Source organism: Shewanella marinintestina (genome assembly GCF_023283845.1).
GTDB classification, from domain to species: Bacteria; Pseudomonadota; Gammaproteobacteria; order Enterobacterales; family Shewanellaceae; genus Shewanella; species Shewanella marinintestina.
On sequence record NZ_JAKILC010000003.1, the window covers coordinates 202,316 to 222,196 of the forward strand.

17 protein-coding genes and 1 other RNA gene are annotated in these 19,881 nt (G+C 39.2%); 5 read left to right on the forward strand and 13 right to left on the reverse strand.

Going from position 1 to position 19,881, the window contains the following annotated elements; genetic code table 11:
• Positions 1 to 6 precede the first annotated feature (6 nt).
• Complete coding sequence (locus tag L2747_RS04825) at positions 7 to 501, forward strand: nuclear transport factor 2 family protein (protein ID WP_248997958.1); 495 nt, start codon at positions 7 to 9, stop codon at positions 499 to 501.
• A gap of 134 nt (positions 502 to 635) precedes the next feature.
• Here L2747_RS04825 and aceB read toward each other — a convergent pair whose 3' ends face one another.
• The 4 genes from aceB to L2747_RS04845 all read right to left on the reverse strand — a co-directional run bounded on the left by aceB (position 636) and on the right by L2747_RS04845 (position 6,682).
• Positions 636 to 2,240 (reverse strand): malate synthase A, encoded by a 1,605-nt coding sequence (aceB, locus tag L2747_RS04830; RefSeq protein WP_248998071.1) that lies wholly within the window; start codon positions 2,238 to 2,240, stop codon positions 636 to 638.
• A gap of 1,545 nt (positions 2,241 to 3,785) precedes the next feature.
• Entirely contained in the window at positions 3,786 to 5,570 is a 1,785-nt protein-coding gene (locus tag L2747_RS04835; protein ID WP_248997959.1) for a tetratricopeptide repeat-containing diguanylate cyclase, read from the reverse strand.
• Positions 5,571 to 5,574: 4 nt separating this feature from the next.
• Positions 5,575 to 5,787, reverse strand: coding sequence for a hypothetical protein (locus L2747_RS04840; RefSeq protein ID WP_248997960.1), 213 nt, complete (start codon positions 5,785 to 5,787; stop codon positions 5,575 to 5,577).
• Between the two features lie 88 nt (positions 5,788 to 5,875).
• Positions 5,876 to 6,682 (reverse strand): SAM-dependent methyltransferase, encoded by an 807-nt coding sequence (locus L2747_RS04845; protein ID WP_248997961.1) that lies wholly within the window; start codon positions 6,680 to 6,682, stop codon positions 5,876 to 5,878.
• 477 nt (positions 6,683 to 7,159) lie between these two features.
• Here L2747_RS04845 and L2747_RS04850 point away from each other — a divergent pair, with 477 nt between their 5' ends.
• Positions 7,160 to 7,654 (forward strand): outer membrane protein assembly factor BamE, encoded by a 495-nt coding sequence (locus L2747_RS04850; RefSeq protein WP_248997962.1) that lies wholly within the window; start codon positions 7,160 to 7,162, stop codon positions 7,652 to 7,654.
• Between the two features lie 94 nt (positions 7,655 to 7,748).
• Here L2747_RS04850 and L2747_RS04855 read toward each other — a convergent pair whose 3' ends face one another.
• Both L2747_RS04855 and L2747_RS04860 read right to left on the reverse strand, forming a co-directional pair.
• Positions 7,749 to 8,081 carry an RnfH family protein gene (locus L2747_RS04855; RefSeq protein ID WP_248997963.1) on the reverse strand — a complete coding sequence of 111 codons (333 nt, stop codon included), beginning with the start codon at positions 8,079 to 8,081 and terminating at the stop codon, positions 7,749 to 7,751.
• Positions 8,078 to 8,509, reverse strand: a complete 432-nt coding sequence (locus L2747_RS04860; protein ID WP_248998072.1) for an SRPBCC family protein — start codon at positions 8,507 to 8,509, stop codon at positions 8,078 to 8,080. Before L2747_RS04860 ends, L2747_RS04855 begins: the two co-directional genes overlap by 4 nt.
• 193 nt (positions 8,510 to 8,702) lie before the next feature.
• On the opposite strand from L2747_RS04860, the gene smpB reads away from it, so the two are divergent.
• From smpB to L2747_RS04875, 3 genes are all read left to right on the forward strand, one after another.
• Positions 8,703 to 9,197: an SsrA-binding protein SmpB gene (smpB, locus tag L2747_RS04865; RefSeq protein ID WP_220760005.1), complete on the forward strand. Its 495-nt coding sequence runs from the start codon at positions 8,703 to 8,705 to the stop codon at positions 9,195 to 9,197.
• Between the two features lie 109 nt (positions 9,198 to 9,306).
• Positions 9,307 to 9,662: a transfer-messenger RNA gene (gene ssrA / locus L2747_RS04870) on the forward strand.
• Positions 9,663 to 9,828: 166 nt separating this feature from the next.
• Entirely contained in the window at positions 9,829 to 11,028 is a 1,200-nt protein-coding gene (locus L2747_RS04875; protein ID WP_248997964.1) for an integrase domain-containing protein, read from the forward strand.
• A 388-nt stretch (positions 11,029 to 11,416) separates the two neighbouring features.
• Here L2747_RS04875 and L2747_RS04880 read toward each other — a convergent pair whose 3' ends face one another.
• From L2747_RS04880 to L2747_RS04910, 7 genes are all read right to left on the reverse strand, one after another.
• Positions 11,417 to 11,929, reverse strand: coding sequence for a hypothetical protein (locus L2747_RS04880; RefSeq protein WP_248997965.1), 513 nt, complete (start codon positions 11,927 to 11,929; stop codon positions 11,417 to 11,419).
• Positions 11,930 to 12,036: 107 nt separating this feature from the next.
• On the reverse strand, positions 12,037 to 12,348 hold the full coding sequence (locus L2747_RS04885) for a hypothetical protein (protein ID WP_248997966.1): 312 nt from the start codon (positions 12,346 to 12,348) through the stop codon (positions 12,037 to 12,039).
• Positions 12,339 to 12,749, reverse strand: coding sequence for a hypothetical protein (locus tag L2747_RS04890; RefSeq protein ID WP_248997967.1), 411 nt, complete (start codon positions 12,747 to 12,749; stop codon positions 12,339 to 12,341). The genes L2747_RS04885 and L2747_RS04890 overlap by 10 nt, the downstream gene beginning before the upstream one ends.
• Position 12,750: 1 nt before the next feature.
• On the reverse strand, positions 12,751 to 13,449 hold the full coding sequence (locus L2747_RS04895) for an HNH endonuclease signature motif containing protein (RefSeq protein WP_248997968.1): 699 nt from the start codon (positions 13,447 to 13,449) through the stop codon (positions 12,751 to 12,753).
• 591 nt (positions 13,450 to 14,040) lie between these two features.
• Positions 14,041 to 14,424, reverse strand: coding sequence for an SRPBCC family protein (locus L2747_RS04900; RefSeq protein ID WP_248997969.1), 384 nt, complete (start codon positions 14,422 to 14,424; stop codon positions 14,041 to 14,043).
• Position 14,425: 1 nt separating this feature from the next.
• The gene (locus L2747_RS04905; protein WP_248997970.1) at positions 14,426 to 15,334 is read right to left on the reverse strand and encodes an RHS repeat-associated core domain-containing protein; all 909 of its coding nucleotides are present in this window, start codon (positions 15,332 to 15,334) and stop codon (positions 14,426 to 14,428) included.
• Positions 15,324 to 19,565: an RHS repeat domain-containing protein gene (locus L2747_RS04910; protein ID WP_248997971.1), complete on the reverse strand. Its 4,242-nt coding sequence runs from the start codon at positions 19,563 to 19,565 to the stop codon at positions 15,324 to 15,326. Before L2747_RS04910 ends, L2747_RS04905 begins: the two co-directional genes overlap by 11 nt.
• Positions 19,566 to 19,881: the final 316 nt, after the last annotated feature.

Below are 19,881 nucleotides of genomic sequence, written 5' to 3' on the forward strand. Positions count from 1 at the left end.
ATAAACATGTTGAAATTGATATCGCTAAAAAACCTTTGCAGTGTGTTTTTTCTATTAGGGGCATTTTCAACTCAAGCGCTGGCAGAACAAAGCTCAACTCATGACAAGCAACAAGCTACAGAAGTGTTAGATGCATTAAATCAGTACTCATCAGCAGCAGATTGGGATAATTACTTTGCGCTTTATGATGAACAAGGCATTTTTATTGGCACTGATGCTAATGAACATTGGGACAAGGCTACATTTGAGCAGTACGCTCGCCCAACTAAAGGCTGGCGTTATGATTTATCGAGCAGAAAAATGACTCAACATGGCGATGTGATATGGTTTGACGAGCTACTCATGAGCCCTTCTTACGGAGTAAGCCGAGGAACTGGAACCTTAATCAAAACTAACAAAGGGTGGAAAATTGCCCAATACCACTTAAGCTTCCCTATCCCAAATAGCATAGCGAAATCGATAACGAAACAAATAATATCGGCCAGTAGCAATGATGAATAATCATAAAAAAAAGCGACTCCGAAGAGTCGCCAATCACAACCAGCACACTTAAAAAATCAACTAAAAATAAAAACCCGCACAGCACGTAGGATTACCGTGCGGGGGACACAAGCTACAAAGTGTAGCCAAACTTTTTAATCTTTCGCTAAAAGCATCGAATACCCAGGTAAAGTTAAGAAATCCACTAATTCATCTGCAAGAGTAATTTGTTCTAACAGCACTGCAGCTTGGGTATATTGTCCGTGGGTAAACCTGTCCACTCCCACCTGTTCTTTCACTTCAGCTAACGCTTCAAACAACATCTTCTTAAACAGAGATCTAGTCACTATCACACCAGATGTCAGCTTTTGCTTATGCTTTATCCATTGCCAGATAGACGCGCGACAAATCTCAGCTGTTGCAGCATCCTCCATAAGACCATATATCGGTACGCACGCATTACCGCTGAGCCAAGATTCAATGTATTGCAGTGCAATACTGATATTAAGCCTCATTCCCGTCTCAGTCCTTTCACCACGACTTGGTACAAGTAATTCACCGGCATGTATCGGCGCATCTACGTCGCGAGTAATATGCAGCTGATTAACATGATCTTCTCCAATGTACTCATTAAAAATAGCCATTGCGGTGTCGGCAAGTCCCGGATGGGCAATCCAAGTGCCATCATGGCCATTGCGCGCTTCAAGCTGTTTGTCTTTTTTAACCTTATCCAAAACCTTTTTATTTGTTTCAGCATCATGAGATGGGATCAATGCAGACATGCCTCCCATAGCCAAAGCACCACGCTTATGGCAGGTTTTCACTAACAATCTAGAATAAGCACTCAAAAAAGGTTTATCCATTGTCACTGACTGTCTATCGGGCAACACGCGATCACTATATGTATTTAACGTCTTAATATAACTAAATATGTAATCCCAACGACCACAGTTTAATGCGACAATATTCGAGCGCAATTCATATAAAATCTCGTCCATTTCAAACACTGCAGGGAGTGTTTCAATTAGACAAGTACATTTAATCGTGCCAGGTTGTAGACAAAAGCGTTGCTCGACAAAAGCAAAGACCTTAGCCCACCATCTCGCTTCTAAATGGTTTTCAAGCTTGGGAATATAAAAGTAAGGGCCACTGCCTTTCAGCAACAACTTGCGATAGTTATTATAAAAATAAACACAAAAATCAAATAGTGCCGCGGGGATAGCCTGGCCATCGAATAGAACATGCTGCTCAAGCATGTGTAGACCACGTACGCGACAAATAAGTACTGCTGGATCGTCATCTAACTTATAGTGTTTGCCTGTTTCTGGATGGGTATAGCTGATATCACCATTTACAGCATCTCGGAGGTTAATCTGTCCTTGAATGACCTTGTTCCATGTTGGTGCAAGCGAGTCCTCGAAATCGGCCATAAATACTTTAGCATTGGCATTCAACCCGTTAATAACCATCTTACGATCTACTGGACCGGTGATCTCTACTCGTCTATCTTGCAGATCTTTGGGGATCCCACGGATCTGCCAATCACCTGTTCGTATCGATTTTGTTTGTTGTAAGAAATCTGGTAATTCGCCCCTATCAATACTTTGTTGCTTGTGCTTTCTGTTAGCAAGTAGTTGTGGGACCTCAGCGGCAAATCTTCCACATAACGCTTTAAGTAAAGACTTCACTCCATCAGATAACAGTGCTTGTTGTCCATCGACTTCGCTATCTAGGATAAGCAGTTCAGATTCTAAACTCATATTACGAGTAACATGACTAGTGCCTTGCGCTACTTGTGGCTTCTCACCAATGAGTTCTTGTTGCAAAAGCGATTCTTTGTTTACTTCGGCGGCGTTAGTCAATGTTTCTATCATTTGTCGTTCCTCGCTTTATAGCTATATACAACTAGGACTTACATACTCATTTAACTGCTTATGGTTTTCTTTAAGGTTCGGTCAGATAAACCCAAGCGAATTTTAATAATCTGACTCTCACTAAAAAATTCCAAGCAATTAAAAGGCAATCGAGAACTGGTTAAGCATCTGTTGATTTACAACAAAACTACTGACTACAAACTTAAGTTGCAAGTAAACACCCAGGCCTGAAAGAGGCTAAGACAGACTCTAAAACAGCAAGATACACACTAAAAACAGACCACTAAATAGCTAGTAAACACCTGTAAAATAACAACTAAAATAAAAACCCATAGATATGAAAAATAAGTAATTAATAAAACGTAAGACAAATTGACCAAAGCCAACAGCTATGAGTTAACTTCGTTATTAAATTTCACAATGTAAATTTTATGTTACAAAAATAATAATTAGATCCGTCGCTATCAATTTACATAGCTGTTTTTCTTTAACTTACAGGTAAAGCATATTAGTACTTTAAAAACAATAATATGGGTCAACTTTTTCAAACCAGAAGTTTAAACGAGCGTTTGATTCTTACGTTTACGTAAAAGTAATTAGATGAATACCTAATTCATTTAATTCAATAGCTGATAATTGATGACCAACATTCTAAAAAATATTGGTTCACTCGAAAATTTTCTGCAAAAAAGTTTACTTTTATAATAAAAACATCCAATTAACCGTCGATGAACGCTCATTAAAGTAAAAGATGACAAACTAGCTCTTAAGTAAAAGCCTATACAGATGAATTAGTATTAAATTGTCAGCCCCCTCACTTAAACCATAAAAACGTAAGTATTCAGACTTAGTTAAGTGAGCCGACTATATACAAGTCAATTTAAGGGATTGTTCAAGCAGCAATTGTTTAATGATCCGAAGGCAAGCGACTAAATGCCATCGATAACGGGTATTGCATAACTCCTAATGACCGCGCAAGTGTGCCTCTAGGTTCGAGCATTTTGCTCTGACATCTGTTATATCGATAATCATCGGGCATTAATGACATTCATCACTTTTACCGATATACAGAGATATCTTATCTATCTCTGTATATCAGTCACATACGAAACCACATGGCTTACAGCTAGTGAAGAGCTTAATCGAACTCAGGATCAGCTAGAAAGGACTTCAGCGGTGTTATGTTAAAGCTTTGGCTTAGCTTGTCATATATAAAAGTCCGATATGACTTGTTATTCTGAAGTATTTTTATTTATTTGCTTCTACTTTGGATCTTGAATTGCTTGATAGGAAAATCACCACTGTTTCAGCTAAGATTTTGAGACGATTTGGCAGATATGTCATTGGTAGAGCAATATCATTAAATTGGCGACTAGCAGACAATATGAAAAATGTTTGATAAACCAATAAAAGCATAGCGAATTACTATACCTATTGGCTAAATAACAATGGCTTTTGAGTGACCTCATCTCCCTGTTGAGTCTCAAGTTCGACGGTATATAAAGTCGCGCAATTACGGCCTGAGTGTTTAGATGAATATAAAGCTATATCGGCGCGTTTTAATAAAGGATCTAAGCTGAGATCATCAAAGGTATTACTGGCCACCCCGAAACTCGCACTCACATCAAATACATGTCCTGAATATTTAGTATCAATATTAGAGATTGCCATTCTACAACGTTCAGCAATTTCTAAAGCCACATCGGCCTCTGAATAAGGCAAAAATATGGCAAACTCTTCTCCTCCCATCCGAGCAAAAATATCACTATCTCTAATTAACGGCTGCACGACTGAAACAACACGCTTTAATACCCAATCACCAGTTCCATGCCCAAACGTATCATTAATATTTTTAAAGCAATCTAGATCAAAAACTACAACTGAAAAATGAGCTTCTCGTATGCAAATTTGGACAAACTCATTTTCAGCAAAATCTTGACCCGCACCACGATTATAAACACCGGTTAATCTATCAGTGAGCGCAAGTTTTCTATAACGTATCTTCTGTCTATGACTAGAAAGTAAAAACAGTGATAAGAAAAATATACTACCAATCAGCATAGTAACGAGCATTAAGCTATTAGTCTTATCTGACTGATCCAGCTCTTTCTGAGTTTGCATCAATTGACGCTCTTGATTCAATAACTGTATTTCACGAGCCTGCTCTTGGTGCTTAAATTTAGCCATCTGATAGGCGTTTGCCTTAGCTTTAGTATCATCTAAAATCAGCTCAGAATAATGTTGATGAGATTCTAGATAATCATAGGCAAGCTTGTATTGCTGTGACTCAATATAAAGCTGCGACAATACTTTAGCTGCTTTGGCTTTATCACCAATATTAATGACCGAGTCATCGAGCGCCATCACCTTTGATGCGAAATCATTTGCTAAAGATAAATGCCCCAACCTCAGATAGGTTTGACTCAATAATGCTGTAACATTATTAATTTGGCTTTCAAAATTAAATTCTTGATAGCCTAAAAGTGCTTCCTCTAGCAAGAGTTTCGCATTTGTAAAATCTTCATTGTGCATTGCTACTTCAGCAAGACCTGCTAGTGACATTGAGCCAATCAGTGGAAAACCATTATTCCTACAATACTGAAGGCTATAATCAAAACCATTCTCTGCGTTTTTAAAGTTAAGCTTTTTTAAATCCGCTACTGCAATATAGAGTAATGCAAAACAATGCTGACGAGCATTGTTATTCTCACTAAGCCTAGCTGCAGTTAATGCGTATTCATATAACTCTTGATAAGCACCAATCTCATACGCCAAATTAGCCAAGCGCACATAGGCTCCAGCTTTTGTTTCAATATCATCAATTTGTTCAATTTTACTTAAATTTGTTACCATAAATTCGATAGCTTCAGGGTACTGTTTAAGTAATATAAAATTAGCCGCAAAATGCTGATAAATGTTATTCAACGTTTCTTTATCGGGCTGCAACTTTTCGGCTTGGCCTAGCAATATTAACGACGACTGATAATCGCCTTTATAGGTTTGAACGACAGCACGATAAAAAGTCAATTTAGCCTTTTGCTCAGCAGTCAATTCATCCCAACTTTCTAACAGTTTTTTTAATTTATCTTCAGAGTTTTGTGGCGAAGAGGTAAGCGAATCCGCAATATTTACCAAAGCAGAGTTATAGTCCACAGCTTCAGCATTTACCGGCCTAGCTAGACTAAAAAGCAAAAAAATAATGAAGATCCGCACCATGATTCTATCTATTACTCGTAAAAACTACTGTATATGAGCCCATAGGTTTAGCGCCTGCAATAGATTCTATCTTATTTTTATCACCAGAAAGCACCACTTGAATTTCCTCCTCACTCAAACCATGCGCCTGCATAACAGCTTGAGGGTCTTGTTTGTATTGCTCTAGTAATTTTGCATCAGAACCTAACTTCTCGAAAAACACATTAAACTTTGACATTATTATTCCCTTAAATAGATGAACATTTTGGTTGGTTTTAATTAGCCACGTGGTAGCGAAGATATATAGTGTTAAAATTAGCGTTGAATTAACCTAACTCTTCAGCTGTAATCCCAAGCTTAGCCAATACCTGATGGTTAAACTCAAGCTCACGCGATGGTGGTATTAGTAAAGTGGTGATAGATGAAAGGCGCGCAAATGGCAAATTCTTGAGCACGATTCTATCGATCCTTGGAGACTGAGTAGGTAGGTTTGGAGCCTCGTAAAGCACGATTTCATGTTCTAGCGGATACCACTCGTTAAGCTGCTCCACTAACACTTGCAACCTATCTGATGAAGTATGAAACTCGGTTAAAGTATGTTCACCGGCAATACCAATCTGCCACAGCAATAGATGTGTTGTCGGGTCGGGAGTATGCTTATAGAACATAAACTGGCTAGCTTCGAAGCTTTGATGTCCTGAAGCCCCTGGATCTATGCCAATATCAGCCCATAAACAAGCTTCAGCAGAAATCCCCGGCTCCATTTGGGCTGTATATCCCTCGTCTCTAGCTTGTGCAATAGCAAAATGCGACACACAAGCAAATACGCCTGGGTGCCCATATAGTGCGCAAACAACTTTTTTACCTAGACGAACTTGCTCAATAATCGCTTCAACCATCTGCTTGTATGTATCACGACGATTTTTGACTTCGCCCTCTTGTGCATAATAAGGCTGAAGACTACGCACATCTTGGTTAAGCGACTCAAGCCAATTCTGAGTAAAGCTGTCAGACACTAAAGAGAAGACCACGTCAGCATGTTCGAGATAACTTTTACTCATAACGCTTATCTGTCCGGCCAAGTTGAGTCCTGTACCGACACAAATTAAAGTCCCTTTTTTATCTGCTTCCATTTATTTAGCTGCCTGTTAATTCATTTATCATTATTATTGGTGATTTAGCGCTCAATCTTAGCGATTAAAAATCGCCAAACACCATTAAACTAACATAACCATTACACAACTAAAACACAAACTAACAAGTTGTTTTTACAAGTAGTAATCTTAAAAGCAGCAGTCGCCTAGATAAGCCCCCAAGCATTAGCACAAACTGAATTAAACGCTATAAAATACGCTCTGTACTACCACAATCAAACATGTCATCTAATATAGGTAAGGGTAAAAAACGCTGAAATAAGCCAACAAGCAATCTCTATTCGGAACTAAATGTTATTTTTCGACTCAATATATTTATCCTGCAGAGATTAATATTAAAATCTGCAATTTGTGTATAGAATCATGCACCAAGCACACCCATTAGCAATTACCCTTGTCATAAGGGGGAAGCCTTGGGTATTATGACCGACAGATTTTGATGAAGTAGCGCATTCAATGACAATTAAAAAGAAAAGTCTTACCCTTTTGGGCGCTGCTGCGCTCTCGTTATCACTTAGTTCATGCGGTGTTTTTGACTGGTTGATCTATAAGCCTGATATCCCTCAGGGTAACTATATGGAAAAACAACAGGTCGAAAAACTTAGAATCGACATGACTAAAGAACAAGTAGAGTATGTACTTGGTCGTCCAGTGTTACGGGATAGTTTTTCTGATGATACTTGGTACTATGTCTACCACTACAAAAGTGGTCGTGATGCTAGTATTACTCATAAAGAGCTTATTCTTAACTTCAACGGTAATCAGTTAGTTGAAGTGAAAGGTGACTATGAATTAAGCGCCGACTTTAATACTCCGCTAGAGGATAGCCGACTACCTGAAGTGAATATTCCTGAAGATGATCCGTTGATTCCGGAGCAACGTCCGCAAGCTGAACCATTGGTCGAAGAAAAAGAAACTCAACCTGAGTCACTATCTGAAAAGTTTGAATAATAACAGCTGATTAAATGAAAAATGGCGAGAACCTAATTGGTTACTCGCCATTTTTTATTGTTTCAATTTGCTAAGAGCTAACTGCGCAATGAAATTATATTTTACTGCCGGTGATCTTATTAATACGACCATCCTCTTTAGCTTTTTCCGCGCGTTTACGGCGCACATCTTTAGGGTCAGCAATTAAAGGACGGTAAATCTCAACTCGTTGTCCAGGTTGCAACACTTCATCGTGTTTAACTAAACGGCTAAAAATACCCAACTTGACGGTTTCTAGATCGATCTCAGGAAAGTAACTCTGCATACCACTAAGCTTTACCGCCTCGATGCAAGTCGTTCCCACAGGGACATTAACCTTTATCAACTTTTGCTGCTTAGCTAAAGCGTATATCACTTCAACAATAAATGGCGCTTGCTCTGTACTCATTTGTATATCACCTTTGCACGGCTTGTAAACGCCGTCACCATAGAGCCCATCAATTCTTTAAAAACCTTACCAAAAGCCATATCAACAATGGAGCTTGAAAACTCAAAACTCAACTCAAAGTCTACTTTACAAGCATCCTCTGTTAGCTCTGTGAACGTCCATTGACCAACTAATTCCTTAAATGGGCCATTTTCCAATTGCAATTGAATGCTTTTACCAGGTACAACCTGATTACGCGTAGTAAAGGTTTTACTGATCCCAGCTTTTGACACATCCACTGATGCAACCATGGTCTTGCCGTCGAATTCAATAACCTTGCCACCCACGCAACCAGGTAAAAACTCTTTATAAGACTCAACATCATTAACTAAGTCATACATCTGCATCGCACTAAAGCGAACTAAAACACTGCGTGAAATTTGCGGCATTGACGATAGATACTCGGTAATTAAATTCGAAAGGTCGATTTTAGCATGAACACAAGAAAACGCATCTATGATACAGTACTGCTGCTTTAAGCGATTAAAAAGCAAACAAACTCGCTACGTTACAACAGAAATCATCGAATAATTCGATGTCGCTAATTCCATATTTGTTTTGCCTGAGTATAATGACTTCCCTATGGCTAAGAAAAATGCAAAAAACTCAAAGAACAGTTCAGCTTCCATCGCACGTAACAAACGCGCGACCTTCGATTATAAGTTCGAAGAGAAGCTAGAAGCGGGCCTATCCCTCATGGGGTGGGAAGTGAAGTCTATTCGTATGGGCAAGGTAAACTTGTCTGAAAGCTACGTATTCTTAAGGGAAGGCGAAGCTTACCTTTTTGGCTGCACAATCGCCCCGCTTAATACAGCATCTTCACATGTAGTATGTGATCCATTGCGCTCACGTAAATTACTACTTAAACGTAAAGAGCTGGATAAGCTAGAAGGCTTGGTGGAACGTAAAGGTTACTCAATCGTACCTATTTCAATGTATTGGCAAAAAGGTGCTTGGGTAAAAATAGAGATCGGCTTAGGTAAAGGTAAGAAAGATCACGATAAACGTGAGGATACCAAAGACCGTGAATGGCAGATTGAAAAGTCTCGAACCATGAAAAAGGCTGTTCAACAGTAATAGATACAAGAATATGACCAATAACGGTCGTATAACGAACAATCGATTAGTAATGTGCTTTTTATCCTTGTTAAAACAAGATATGACGCGTTACAATCAAATTGTACTTGGGGGCGATTCTGGATTCGACAAGATTCTCGAAACCCTGGGAGCATGCCGAGGGGCGGTTGGCCTCGTAAAAAGCCGCACAGTTATAGTTGCAAACGACGATAACTACGCTCTAGCAGCTTAGGCTAGCTAGCCATCTTGCTCACGTTTCTCAAATGGGCAGAGTAATAAGATGGTCACCTTTACATTTGATAGCGAGGGAACCACGTTCAGGGGTGAACCGCGAAATAGTACTGAACTCGCCAATTGCAATCCTGTCTTTCGGAGTGTACTTGGTTAACCAAAAGAGAGACTAAGCATGTAGCGCCTTGGATGTAGGCTTTTTGGACGCGGGTTCGAGCCCCGCCGCCTCCACCAAATACAGGAACAAAGACGTCTTCGGGCGTCTTTTTTTCTGCCTGTAAAACGCTAAAATCAATAACTTAGCGTCCATCAACGTCTATTACCATTTCATAGCAGCTTGAGTTTTAAGTAACACTCAATGTAACATCAAAACCACTTCGCGATTTGGGTGTTACAAATAATGGCCAATACTACCAAGCCTCTTACTGCTACTGCTGTTGCAAACGCAAAACCTAAAGAAAAAGAATACAACCTCTCTGATGGTAGGGGGCTATCACTTAGGATCAAAACTAGTGGTTCAAAGTTTTGGCTGCTTAATTACTCACGCCCTGTCACCAAGAAAAGAGCAAACCTAGGTTTAGGCACCTACCCTGATGTGCCACTAGCTGAAGCAAGAAAGCGAAGAGAAGCTGCCCGAGAGTTACTTGCTCAAGGTATCGATCCACAACACCACCAGCAGCAACAAAAAGCTGCTGTAAAAACCGATGCAGAAAACACCCTAAGATCGGTAACTGACGCTTGGTTTGAAATTAAAAAGCAAAAGGTCTCTGAAAATCACGGCCAAAAGCTGTATCGTCGCCTTGAGCTTTACCTCTTCCCAACCCTAGGTGAAACACCGGTCAGTGCCTTAACCGCCCCACAAGTTATTCAAGTACTCAAGCCAGCAGAAGCTAAAGGCAATGTAGAAACCTGCAAGCGCGTGATCAGCTGGCTAAACGAAGTAATGACCTTTGCAGTCAATACTGGCCTAATCCACTCAAACCCGCTTATTGGCATAGCTGCAGCATTTGGCATTCCAGAAAAACGCCAAATGCCCACAATTAAACCTGATGAACTTCCTGAGCTTATGGAGGCGCTGTCCTACGCGAGTATCAAGCTAACAACTCGCTGCTTGATAGAGCTTCAATTACATACCATGACTCGCCCCGCGGAAGCAGCTATGGCTAAGTGGGCTGAAATTGATTTTGATAAGAAAATATGGGTTGTTCCTGCAGAGCGCATGAAGATGAAGCGTGAGCATATCATCCCACTCACACCACAGGTTATATCACTACTAGAGCGCATGCAGAAGATCAGTGGTGACTTGGAATATATATTCCCTGCAGATAGAAACAAAAATAACCACACCAACACCGAAACGGCCAATATGGCTATCAAACGTATGGGCTACAAAGGCCGTCTAGTGGCCCACGGGCTACGTGCATTAGCCAGCACTACACTAAACGAACAAGGCTTTGATGCTGAGCTTATTGAGGTTTCATTGGCTCATGTAGATAAAAACACCGTAAGAGCGGCATATAATCGCGCCGACTACATTGAGCGGCGCAGAGAGCTAATGTGCTGGTGGAGTGAGCATATACAACAGTCAAGACGAGGTTAGAATTATTAAAATTAGAGTTCTACAAAGTTATGACATTCGTAGCTCATTATTGGACAAAAGTGGTTTCAATGGCCTGCGGCCAGCGTATGTGCAGACACTTCTGAGACACGCTTCAAGTACGTCCCTGTAAGCTCTACGATGGCATCAGCTGTATCTACACTTGGTTAGAACAGCATAACCTTTAATATTTAGAGTTATGGCTAAAGGCCTAACTCATTTTTGGACAGAAATGCGTTAGAGTATCTGGTCTATCAGGAGTGACTTAGATGAGGCAAAGTATCTCAATTTATCTTATTCGCTCCGACCCCTTTGCCTTTGATGCTAAGAGATAGTGTAATGCGGAAAGCGCCAAAAGCTCAAAGTTAGCTATTGACTCCATAGTCTCTTGTTAAAGGTCAGTTTTCGCCTCTTCCAGAGCCTGTTTTTGGATATTTGCTAGAACTTCCTCGGTTAACCCATACTTTGCTGCGACAGTCATTGTGATCGGGTTTAAGATGTCCTCGACTTGATTGAACAACTCTATTGATTTTTCCAATCCTGTAATCATCTTATTACGCCCAGACTCGTTCATAAAATCCATAGCCTTAGCTTGGAAATAGCTATGAGCCAAGAAGTTACGCTCCTTGAGAGCCTTAGCCAACAACGATTCTGTAGTCGCTTGAAGTACGTTTAAAGATTTTAGGTGTCCTATTAGCCTCCCCATCGTCTTATCACTAACTTCCTGATCAAAGCTATCAAACTTAGCCTCCCACTCCTCTTGGGTGTGTTTAGACTTTGCCTCTCTTTCGTATAAATCACAAAAGATGAGCAACTGAATAATTGACTGTTCCACACACTGCGCACGATACATCGCTAAACCGTAATATGCGTAAACTTCTTTACAATGTTCTTGTTTGTCCATACTTTTTTTAACGCCTGCAATAAGGTGCCCCACGATTAACTTACCAAGCGCCGAACTCCGAACCAAACCACCGAGTGTAACGGGTCACCTTGATTGCTTTGTTATGTTTATCTATCAGTTGGTTTCATAGTTTCTATGATAGAAATAACGTCACACAAATTACTGCCGTTGTAAGACAACAGATACTTCGCTGATGCTTTACTTATAAAGTTCAGTTCAGCTTCTTCTGATTTAGAAAGCATAGTTATTGAGGCTTTTTCTACTTTTGCCATTAGACCTTTCTTCAATGAAATGGCTTCTAAGCATGACTTACGGCTAGTCGAATTATGAACAATCAAGATATCTATATCATTGAAAGCCTCTGCCCCTTTAAAGTAGGAACCAAAGCCATAGACTTTAGCTAACAATTTTACAACCAACCATACTCTTTAAATTTATCTTTTTCGTACTCTGTCATATAAGTCCAATATTCATTTTTATTGATTGCAGCCATAAAACCACGAACATCGAAGATTCCAACTTTATCTGCCATACAATCTCGCTTTAGCTCAAGACCATAACCACACCAATTTGAGCTTATAACAACAGCATCAAGAGCACCGTAGTTTTCGCAAGACTCGACATACTCAGCCGTGCCGAACGAATAACATTCACATATAAATACCTTAAGAGTACTTCCATTATTCAGTTCAATACTATATAGACCCGCATCCAACTGTTCACATGAACTAACCTTACTATGCTCATTCATACGCTGTTCAAAGAACCTGTAATTTCCGTAGTAACTCATCCAAGGAAAGTTATCATTATGTGCGGGCATATTATTCTCCTAATATTAAGTCTTCAAAGTCGCTCGGAAAGCGCTGAACAGCGTTGTAAGGGATTTTATCATGAACCCATTGCTCATAACTTTCGACATGTTGTATAAACTTACTTACAACTCTTTGTTCCCTGCGAGAGAACAACTCTCTGTATTCCTGCACAAGGGCTGCGATTTCCCTATTATTTGGAACGATCGTTGAAAGACGCTCTGAGGTCCATAAAGCGTAAACTTGGTCACTATTAGGGTTTTTTCGCGCATTTTCTGACATGGGACCGTATTGCTCCCACGCTTGATAGTTTTCAGCCATATAAGGAGCAATTTTGTCCTTAAGCTGGTCAATATTATCTATCTTTGTACCCTGTAACCGAGTTGAAATAAAACTCTCATGCTCACGCTTCATTTCGTGGAGTAATTCAATGGGGAACGCATCCTCATTTTCGGCTTTATCTATCAATGTATGGTGAGTTGGACAAAGCAATATAAGATTTTCATAGCTATCTCTTTCAATAGCTGATTGTTCTACATCATAGCGATTAGAGCCGAGTTTATTACCCTTAATATGTGCCATTTCACCAAGAGTATAAGGAGTAACACCTTCTGCTTCTTCAACTGATAATCTTTCACCACAGCTTCTAAATGAACACCTACCAGCAGCATTTGACCACAACAGTTTTATTGATTTGTTCGTTATCGACATTTATACACCTAAACTCTGAACAGTTATTTCAAACAATAACACTCATTAACAAGAGGATGTTTGACTTAAATCTATTCCTTTAAAATTAATATTTTGCACCGATGTTGGATGATAAGCATAAAAATTGTATAGTGCGCATTCGCACGTATTTGGCAAAGCGCGCATGCACATTTAACAAACCTATTATTTAATTTTTACTCGATAAAAGCTATTGATTTATAAGCACTATAAAAGAGTGTTACTGGATAAATGCCCATAGACATTTGCACAGTGAGCATTGGTATTGATGTTGAATTGAAAGCAACTCGTGATTACTACTTATCGATTAGTAAAAGTAGGCCAACAGGCCTCCTCACAGTTGCTTCCTGCTTTTGCCTGTAACTAATAAAGGGGCATTTTTTATTTAGTACGTGCAAAATCCAATCACTCTCGGCAGGCATTCCGAACAAAGCCAGCATCAGATCCAAAGTAAATTGGCTGGCTATTCCGAAGAGTGTCGGCAGACGGTGGAGCATAAATCAGCCAAAAATAAAGCCCCTTGCGGGGCTTGGATAGATGTATTCTTTATGACATCTAGAGTCGTGATTGAAGTTACATGTTTTCACTCAAAGTGATTGCAATATTTCGCTCTAAATTAGCGAACTCAACTATTCCCCAGTCACCTTCTAGATAATTGACATCTCCTTTACGAAAAAATGAGTCGATATTTCCATAATCAACATTTTCATTTCGATCAGTAAAAGTCTGTTTTGCTCTGCTTATCCAAGTAATAGAGCTGCAATTCATAAACTCAATAGTGCCACTTTTATAACAGTATTGCTCGTCATCAAGAGGTTCAGAGTAGCTAGAATGGGCCGGTTTTAAGACGAACTCCATATAAAAAATAATACTGTTTTCAGTTTCTTTGATATCTATAACATATGAATCTTCAAGGTAAAAATTTTTTAATATATCGATTTCATAATAGTTTTTCATCTTACAAGTCATTCTCTATTGGGGTGTGGTTCTCAGGGCTTCTACGTGTAACAGGTGAGCCCGAAGGGCTTACGCGTTGGCCATTTGAATCTTTTAGCTCTACATGAGGAGCTGCACTGCCTGGTGCTCTATCGCTCCCTCCCTTAATAGTAACCCTAGGTGTGCCAGCTTCATCAACTAATTTTAAAGGGCCATTAGAGGATTGCTGGGGTGTAAATCCTACCGATTCTGCTTTCGCCTTAATTGTACTTGCTTTAGTCGAACCATCTTTTTTTATTATACTGCCAACCTGCTTTCCTCGACTTATTCCACTAACTCCACTAACAGAATCCCCTGTCGCTAAAGCTGTAACTTCCAAGGCTGTAACTGATGCAGAAGCTGTCATTGATACAGATGCTGCACCAGCAGTCCAAACGGCAGCACCGATCGCAGCAGCTTCAGAATAAGCATTCTGATTTTGCTGAATACTCACACCGCTAGGCCTATTTAACCAGCTTTCGGCAGCTTCTCCTGTAGGATCAGTATATTTGTACGGATTATTATTCGCATAAGCATAACGATTAAAGCTATGTACATCCCTGAATGATAAAGGATCATTCGAGTAGAAACGCCCGATAAGTGGATCATAGTATCGTGCCTGCATATAGGTTAGCCCAAGGTCTGGATCTTGCAAATGACCTGTGTAGCCTATACCCGCTTTCTCACCACCAAGACGCTTACCAAATGGTTCGTACACACTTCGACTGATGACATTACCAGCTTCATCGGTTTCCATTACTGGTGTACCTAGCATGTCGGTATGTTGATAACGTATGGTTTGAGCGGCCTCAAGAGGACTCATCATTAAACATAAAATCAATAATAGCGTTGTTGATATATAGCGTATCCCAACATATTCATTAATATTCATCGCCATTCCCCCCAATAATTGCTGTTTTAGTGGTTGAACCACCACGTCCAACACACGTTAAACTTGCTTGATACAAGGCTCCATCATTTTCAAAATTAATCCCCATTGTACTTGTACCCGTTAATACTTTGCTGGTTGAACCATTGCGTAATACCTTACCTGAACACGTTTCTGCGCCCTTCGTCGTCCATGATAATAAGTAGTACCCTCTGGTAAGATTAATAGGAGGCAAAGGCTCAAATTGTAATTGCTTATATGGAGAGGGATATACCGGAGTTATGCATCCGAAATTTTTCCGACATCCCTCCCCAACATGATTGGCCGAAAATATAAGGTTCATACTGGGTTTCGCTATTGGTAATTCTGGAGGGGGTGGGTTGTTATTTCCTGTTAACGTTATTTCCGCCATGATTTGCTTACCTAAGTAAATGGTATCGGTCTTTTCTCCATTGGCTTTTTCACGATGTAACAGTTGCCCTCCTTGGCTATATATACTGTAATCATTTTGTTTTTTAACGCGTCGATTATGACCGTCATAACGATAAGCCAACCCTTTGGCTGCCGTTAATTGATTAGCATGGTTAAAGTTTAAATTATAGCGACCATTATGGATAACATTTCCTCGGGAGTCATAACGATAGCGATAAGCATATGCACCAGTAAGCCTGTCTAATTGATTTAAATGGTTATAATTATAATTAATAACAGAGCCACTTATACTGCGACTCGTGATGTTCCCTAAGCCATCATAATGGTAATAACCTCTTCCCCATTTACCATCAGCAGATAGCAATCGATTCATGCCATCATAACGCATATTATCAATGTCATTACTGCGGTCAATCCAGTCAATAACACCTGCAACGTTGTCATTTAAGTCATAACGTGGGTCTATATTGAGTTTATGGTTAGCCCCCTTGGAGTCTTTTATCTCATCGATACGCCCACTGGTATCCAAATTAATATTACGGACAATACCGTTACCATAAGTTAACTGCTTAATTGTCCCATTTGGATGATATTTAACATTGTTTGTATAGTTTACAGTACCTTCGCTCACCTTAGTTGGTTGACCAAGGGCATTAGGATAATAAGTTACTTTTCTTCCAGAAGGATATTTAAGTGATAATAGCGCTCCTAGATTGTTATACGTCCAGTCAAGCGAAAAACTTTTACCATCCATCGATAAAGTTTCTTCTTCCAACAAATTAAGTGAGTTGTATTTGTACTCCCAATTGATAGCGCTATTACCGCTACCTGAATTTAATGAGGACAAGTTACCATTCAAATCATAAGAGTAAGTTTTATTAAGGCTTGGTTCTGGAAAGTGCTGAGCTCGAAGTCTACCTAAATTATCATATTTCATAATGACTTTATGTGAGGCAGGGACTGATGATGCTGCACAGCTATCACTGCCCCCATTAGTCCCTTCTGCTCGCCATATTCTTTGGCCCTGAGCATTATAACCAAAAGCGGTTACCCCCGTTTCTGGTCGGTAGGTCTTACAGAGCTGCTGATGATTATCATACAAGTATTTCTCTGTGACCCCTCTTTGAGTAATACTCTTCACTTGTCCAAATTTGTTATAACTAATCTCTATATCGCTACTATCTGGCGCCTCAATTAAAGTGGGGACATTAAAACTGGGATGACCATATGCGTAGTAAGTGCTAGTAGTGATGTTTTGATTAGCATCAGAGATTTGTTTTCTATTACCACTTAAATATGTTATTTCTGTGCTAGAATCATCGCTTTGTCGTTTTATAGCAGTTACACGCCCCAATGCGTCATATTTGGTTTCGACCCCCATCATATTGCTTGCGTTACCACTTGGGAAAGACTCTAGTGTTGGTTTGTTTTCAAAATCATATACTGTTTGTTGGTACCTAATTGTATCATCATTACTTTTATCTCTTTCTTTGGTTAAAGTAGGTCGTAATAATCCATCAAAATACCTAACTCGCTCATAATTCCCTTGAGTTACTGTTTGCTTTAACTGCCCAACAACAATTTCACTACCAGCAATACCATCGTCTCCATAATTAACTTGTGTATAGTTAATTAATTTATCGGTCCATTTATTGTCACCATAATCAATTTTAGTGAGCCAGCCGATTGGATTATAGTTATATGTAGTTTTGTGTCCTCTAAAATCGGTAATACTGCCTGTCGTACCATCGCCATTAATTGTTAACTTAGCAATCATTGTATTAGTTGTACTTCCATTAACCGTATTGCAAGCGTTTGGGATAGCACAAGGCAATGTTATTTTGCGAGCGCGGCCCCTATAGTAATCTTCCAATTTAGAATACTTAAGTCCACTTGAGTCATAGTCAATTCTTTTGATATTTCCATCAGGATGATACTCGCTAAATGTGGCTTGAAGTTTACCGAATTTTTTCACTTGGTATAATAAAGAAGCGTGTGCACTCTCTGGTGAGTAGTAGCTATATTCAACATCGGGGAAACTGCCGTCCCCAACAGTATCTTTACTTTTTAACTTAGATAGAACCCAATGTGTTCGGTCATTATCGTACTTTAGAGAATACCTAACATCTTCACCGTTATTGCTCGTTTCGGTTATTGAAAGAGGTTTGTCAAAAGAGTCAAATTTATTTATTTTCTTTTCAAAAATATCACCGCTCTGACTCGTTTTTGTTTTATTCAAAATTGCTGCATTATTATTTAAGAATGAATTACCTTCAACGTGAGTCACAGAACGACTGCCATACGTCCCAGAGCGTTTGTGACTATACTCGATTTGTCTTAATAAATGTCCACTCTTACTGTATACCTCCTCAGCGACCGTTGTACCTTCAAGATAGCTATAATGGTCCCGATTAATATAATGTATGGTTTTATCTTGATTAGGTGATGTTATCGTTGTTGTTTTAGTTAAATGCCTATCAACATTGCTAGGGACTGGAGATGGAATTTTATATCCTTCTGGAATAGCATCCCCTGCTTTAAACTGTCTTAACCCCGAACGCCAAGACGATGAATAATCATACTCCCATACAAGCTCTTCTTTACCAGTCTTTATTTTTTTCTTCACTAAACTATATGTTTTATAACAAGGCGCGAGAAAACCCCAAGCATAATCTCGAGCTTTATTTTGGAATCGCTCTTCAAAGCTAAATTCACCGACAGCACCATCAGGGTGTTTAACTCTCATCGTTCCTGAAAACTGTGAAAACAAGATACATGGCGGGTTTGATGCTCCTCCATCTAGAAGTTCGTCGGACGGCCAAGCATCTATTTGATATAGATTATACTCCCATTTCTTACCATCTGGTCTAGTAATAACCCCATTATTATAAATCCACTTTTTTTGATAACTGTTAGTAGAATCAGTTGCTAGGACTGTTTTCTCTTGCCCATTATAATGTACCTCAATTCTCCGACCATCATTACTCGAAATAGATTTTAATCCTTTTTTTGAATATTTATAGTTTAGGCGATTGCCAAACCTATCCTCAATTTTTGATACATATATTCCAGTATGTTCTCTAAAATGAGGGCTATCTGGTAAAACGACCATAAATGCACCCTCTACATTTAGTGATTTTTCAGGTGTTACTCCATCGCCGTTATTAAAATAGTAAATATGACCATTAGGTAAATTAACTTTAAACCCTTCTCTTCCATGCTCTGAGTAACAGCTCACAATCCATTTATTTCGGGTGATAAAGCGGTACTCGCTAGTTGACTTACCGATAGAACCATTATTGAATAACAATGCTTCAGAGCCGATACCTGGGATAACAATTCTTGGCGTTGTATGAAATGCTCGGCTAGCTTCTTCATCTATGCCATCTCTGGATTTTTGTATATTTCCACTACAGAACTTTCCAAGTTGCCAGTCGGTAGGTAATGATGATTTTTTTGTTACATGGCTATATGCAGAAAACGCTTCAATCCTTGGAATATTTTCTTCCCAGCCTAAGGAGTTTGGCATATACGTTTGATAAAAAGTTCTATAGGACATATCTAAATTAGAATTACCAGGAATGACAGCATCCTGCCTTTCAAACCTCAATGTGCCATTGTAAAGGCTCAGGTTTTCTCCAAAAAGATCGGATTTATAGCTATTAAGCTCATAATTTATATTTTGGTTGTCTGTATAGTTCCTTAAATAGTCCATTTGAGATTGATAAGCTTCATCGGCTTGCGCAGACGAACAGCATATTAGTAAAAAAGTGAGCCAACTGAACTTTCTTAGCAGTATCATAAACCTACCCTTGTTATTGTTTTTTACATATTAAAAAAACATGTAATTAAGCAGACGGTATATGAACATTTACAGGTATCAACCTCAAAGAGATTTACACAACTTACAAATAATCAACAGTTATTTAACCTAAGTTCCAAATATCTAGTAAACCTTTAAAAGAGGTAAGCTATAGGTTCACGGTCATCCACTTAGTGCCAATTGTTAAGGGGGGTCGTCAAGGTGTTATTTATAAGTTTTACTAATTAAAATTTCACCAACTTAATTCAGTGTTGTCATTAGGCACAACTAATAAAGGGGCATTTCCGCGTTAGAC

Excerpts from the sequence above, each read along its gene's own strand:
- L2747_RS04825 (WP_248997958.1), top strand. The coding sequence starts at position 7 with ATGTTGAAATTGATATCGCTAAAAAACCTTTGCAGTGTGTTTTTTCTA.
- aceB (WP_248998071.1), bottom strand. The coding sequence starts at position 2,240 with ATGAGTTTAGAATCTGAACTGCTTATCCTAGATAGCGAAGTCGATGGA.
- L2747_RS04835 (WP_248997959.1), bottom strand. The coding sequence starts at position 5,570 with ATGGTGCGGATCTTCATTATTTTTTTGCTTTTTAGTCTAGCTAGGCCG.
- L2747_RS04840 (WP_248997960.1), bottom strand. The coding sequence starts at position 5,787 with ATGTCAAAGTTTAATGTGTTTTTCGAGAAGTTAGGTTCTGATGCAAAA.
- L2747_RS04845 (WP_248997961.1), bottom strand. The coding sequence starts at position 6,682 with ATGGAAGCAGATAAAAAAGGGACTTTAATTTGTGTCGGTACAGGACTC.
- L2747_RS04850 (WP_248997962.1), top strand. The coding sequence starts at position 7,160 with ATGACAATTAAAAAGAAAAGTCTTACCCTTTTGGGCGCTGCTGCGCTC.
- L2747_RS04855 (WP_248997963.1), bottom strand. The coding sequence starts at position 8,081 with ATGAGTACAGAGCAAGCGCCATTTATTGTTGAAGTGATATACGCTTTA.
- L2747_RS04860 (WP_248998072.1), bottom strand. The coding sequence starts at position 8,509 with ATGCCGCAAATTTCACGCAGTGTTTTAGTTCGCTTTAGTGCGATGCAG.
- smpB (WP_220760005.1), top strand. The coding sequence starts at position 8,703 with ATGGCTAAGAAAAATGCAAAAAACTCAAAGAACAGTTCAGCTTCCATC.
- L2747_RS04875 (WP_248997964.1), top strand. The coding sequence starts at position 9,829 with ATGGCCAATACTACCAAGCCTCTTACTGCTACTGCTGTTGCAAACGCA.
- L2747_RS04880 (WP_248997965.1), bottom strand. The coding sequence starts at position 11,929 with ATGGACAAACAAGAACATTGTAAAGAAGTTTACGCATATTACGGTTTA.
- L2747_RS04890 (WP_248997967.1), bottom strand. The coding sequence starts at position 12,749 with ATGCCCGCACATAATGATAACTTTCCTTGGATGAGTTACTACGGAAAT.
- L2747_RS04895 (WP_248997968.1), bottom strand. The coding sequence starts at position 13,449 with ATGTCGATAACGAACAAATCAATAAAACTGTTGTGGTCAAATGCTGCT.
- L2747_RS04900 (WP_248997969.1), bottom strand. The coding sequence starts at position 14,424 with ATGAAAAACTATTATGAAATCGATATATTAAAAAATTTTTACCTTGAA.
- L2747_RS04905 (WP_248997970.1), bottom strand. The coding sequence starts at position 15,334 with ATGAATATTAATGAATATGTTGGGATACGCTATATATCAACAACGCTA.
- L2747_RS04910 (WP_248997971.1), bottom strand. The coding sequence starts at position 19,565 with ATGATACTGCTAAGAAAGTTCAGTTGGCTCACTTTTTTACTAATATGC.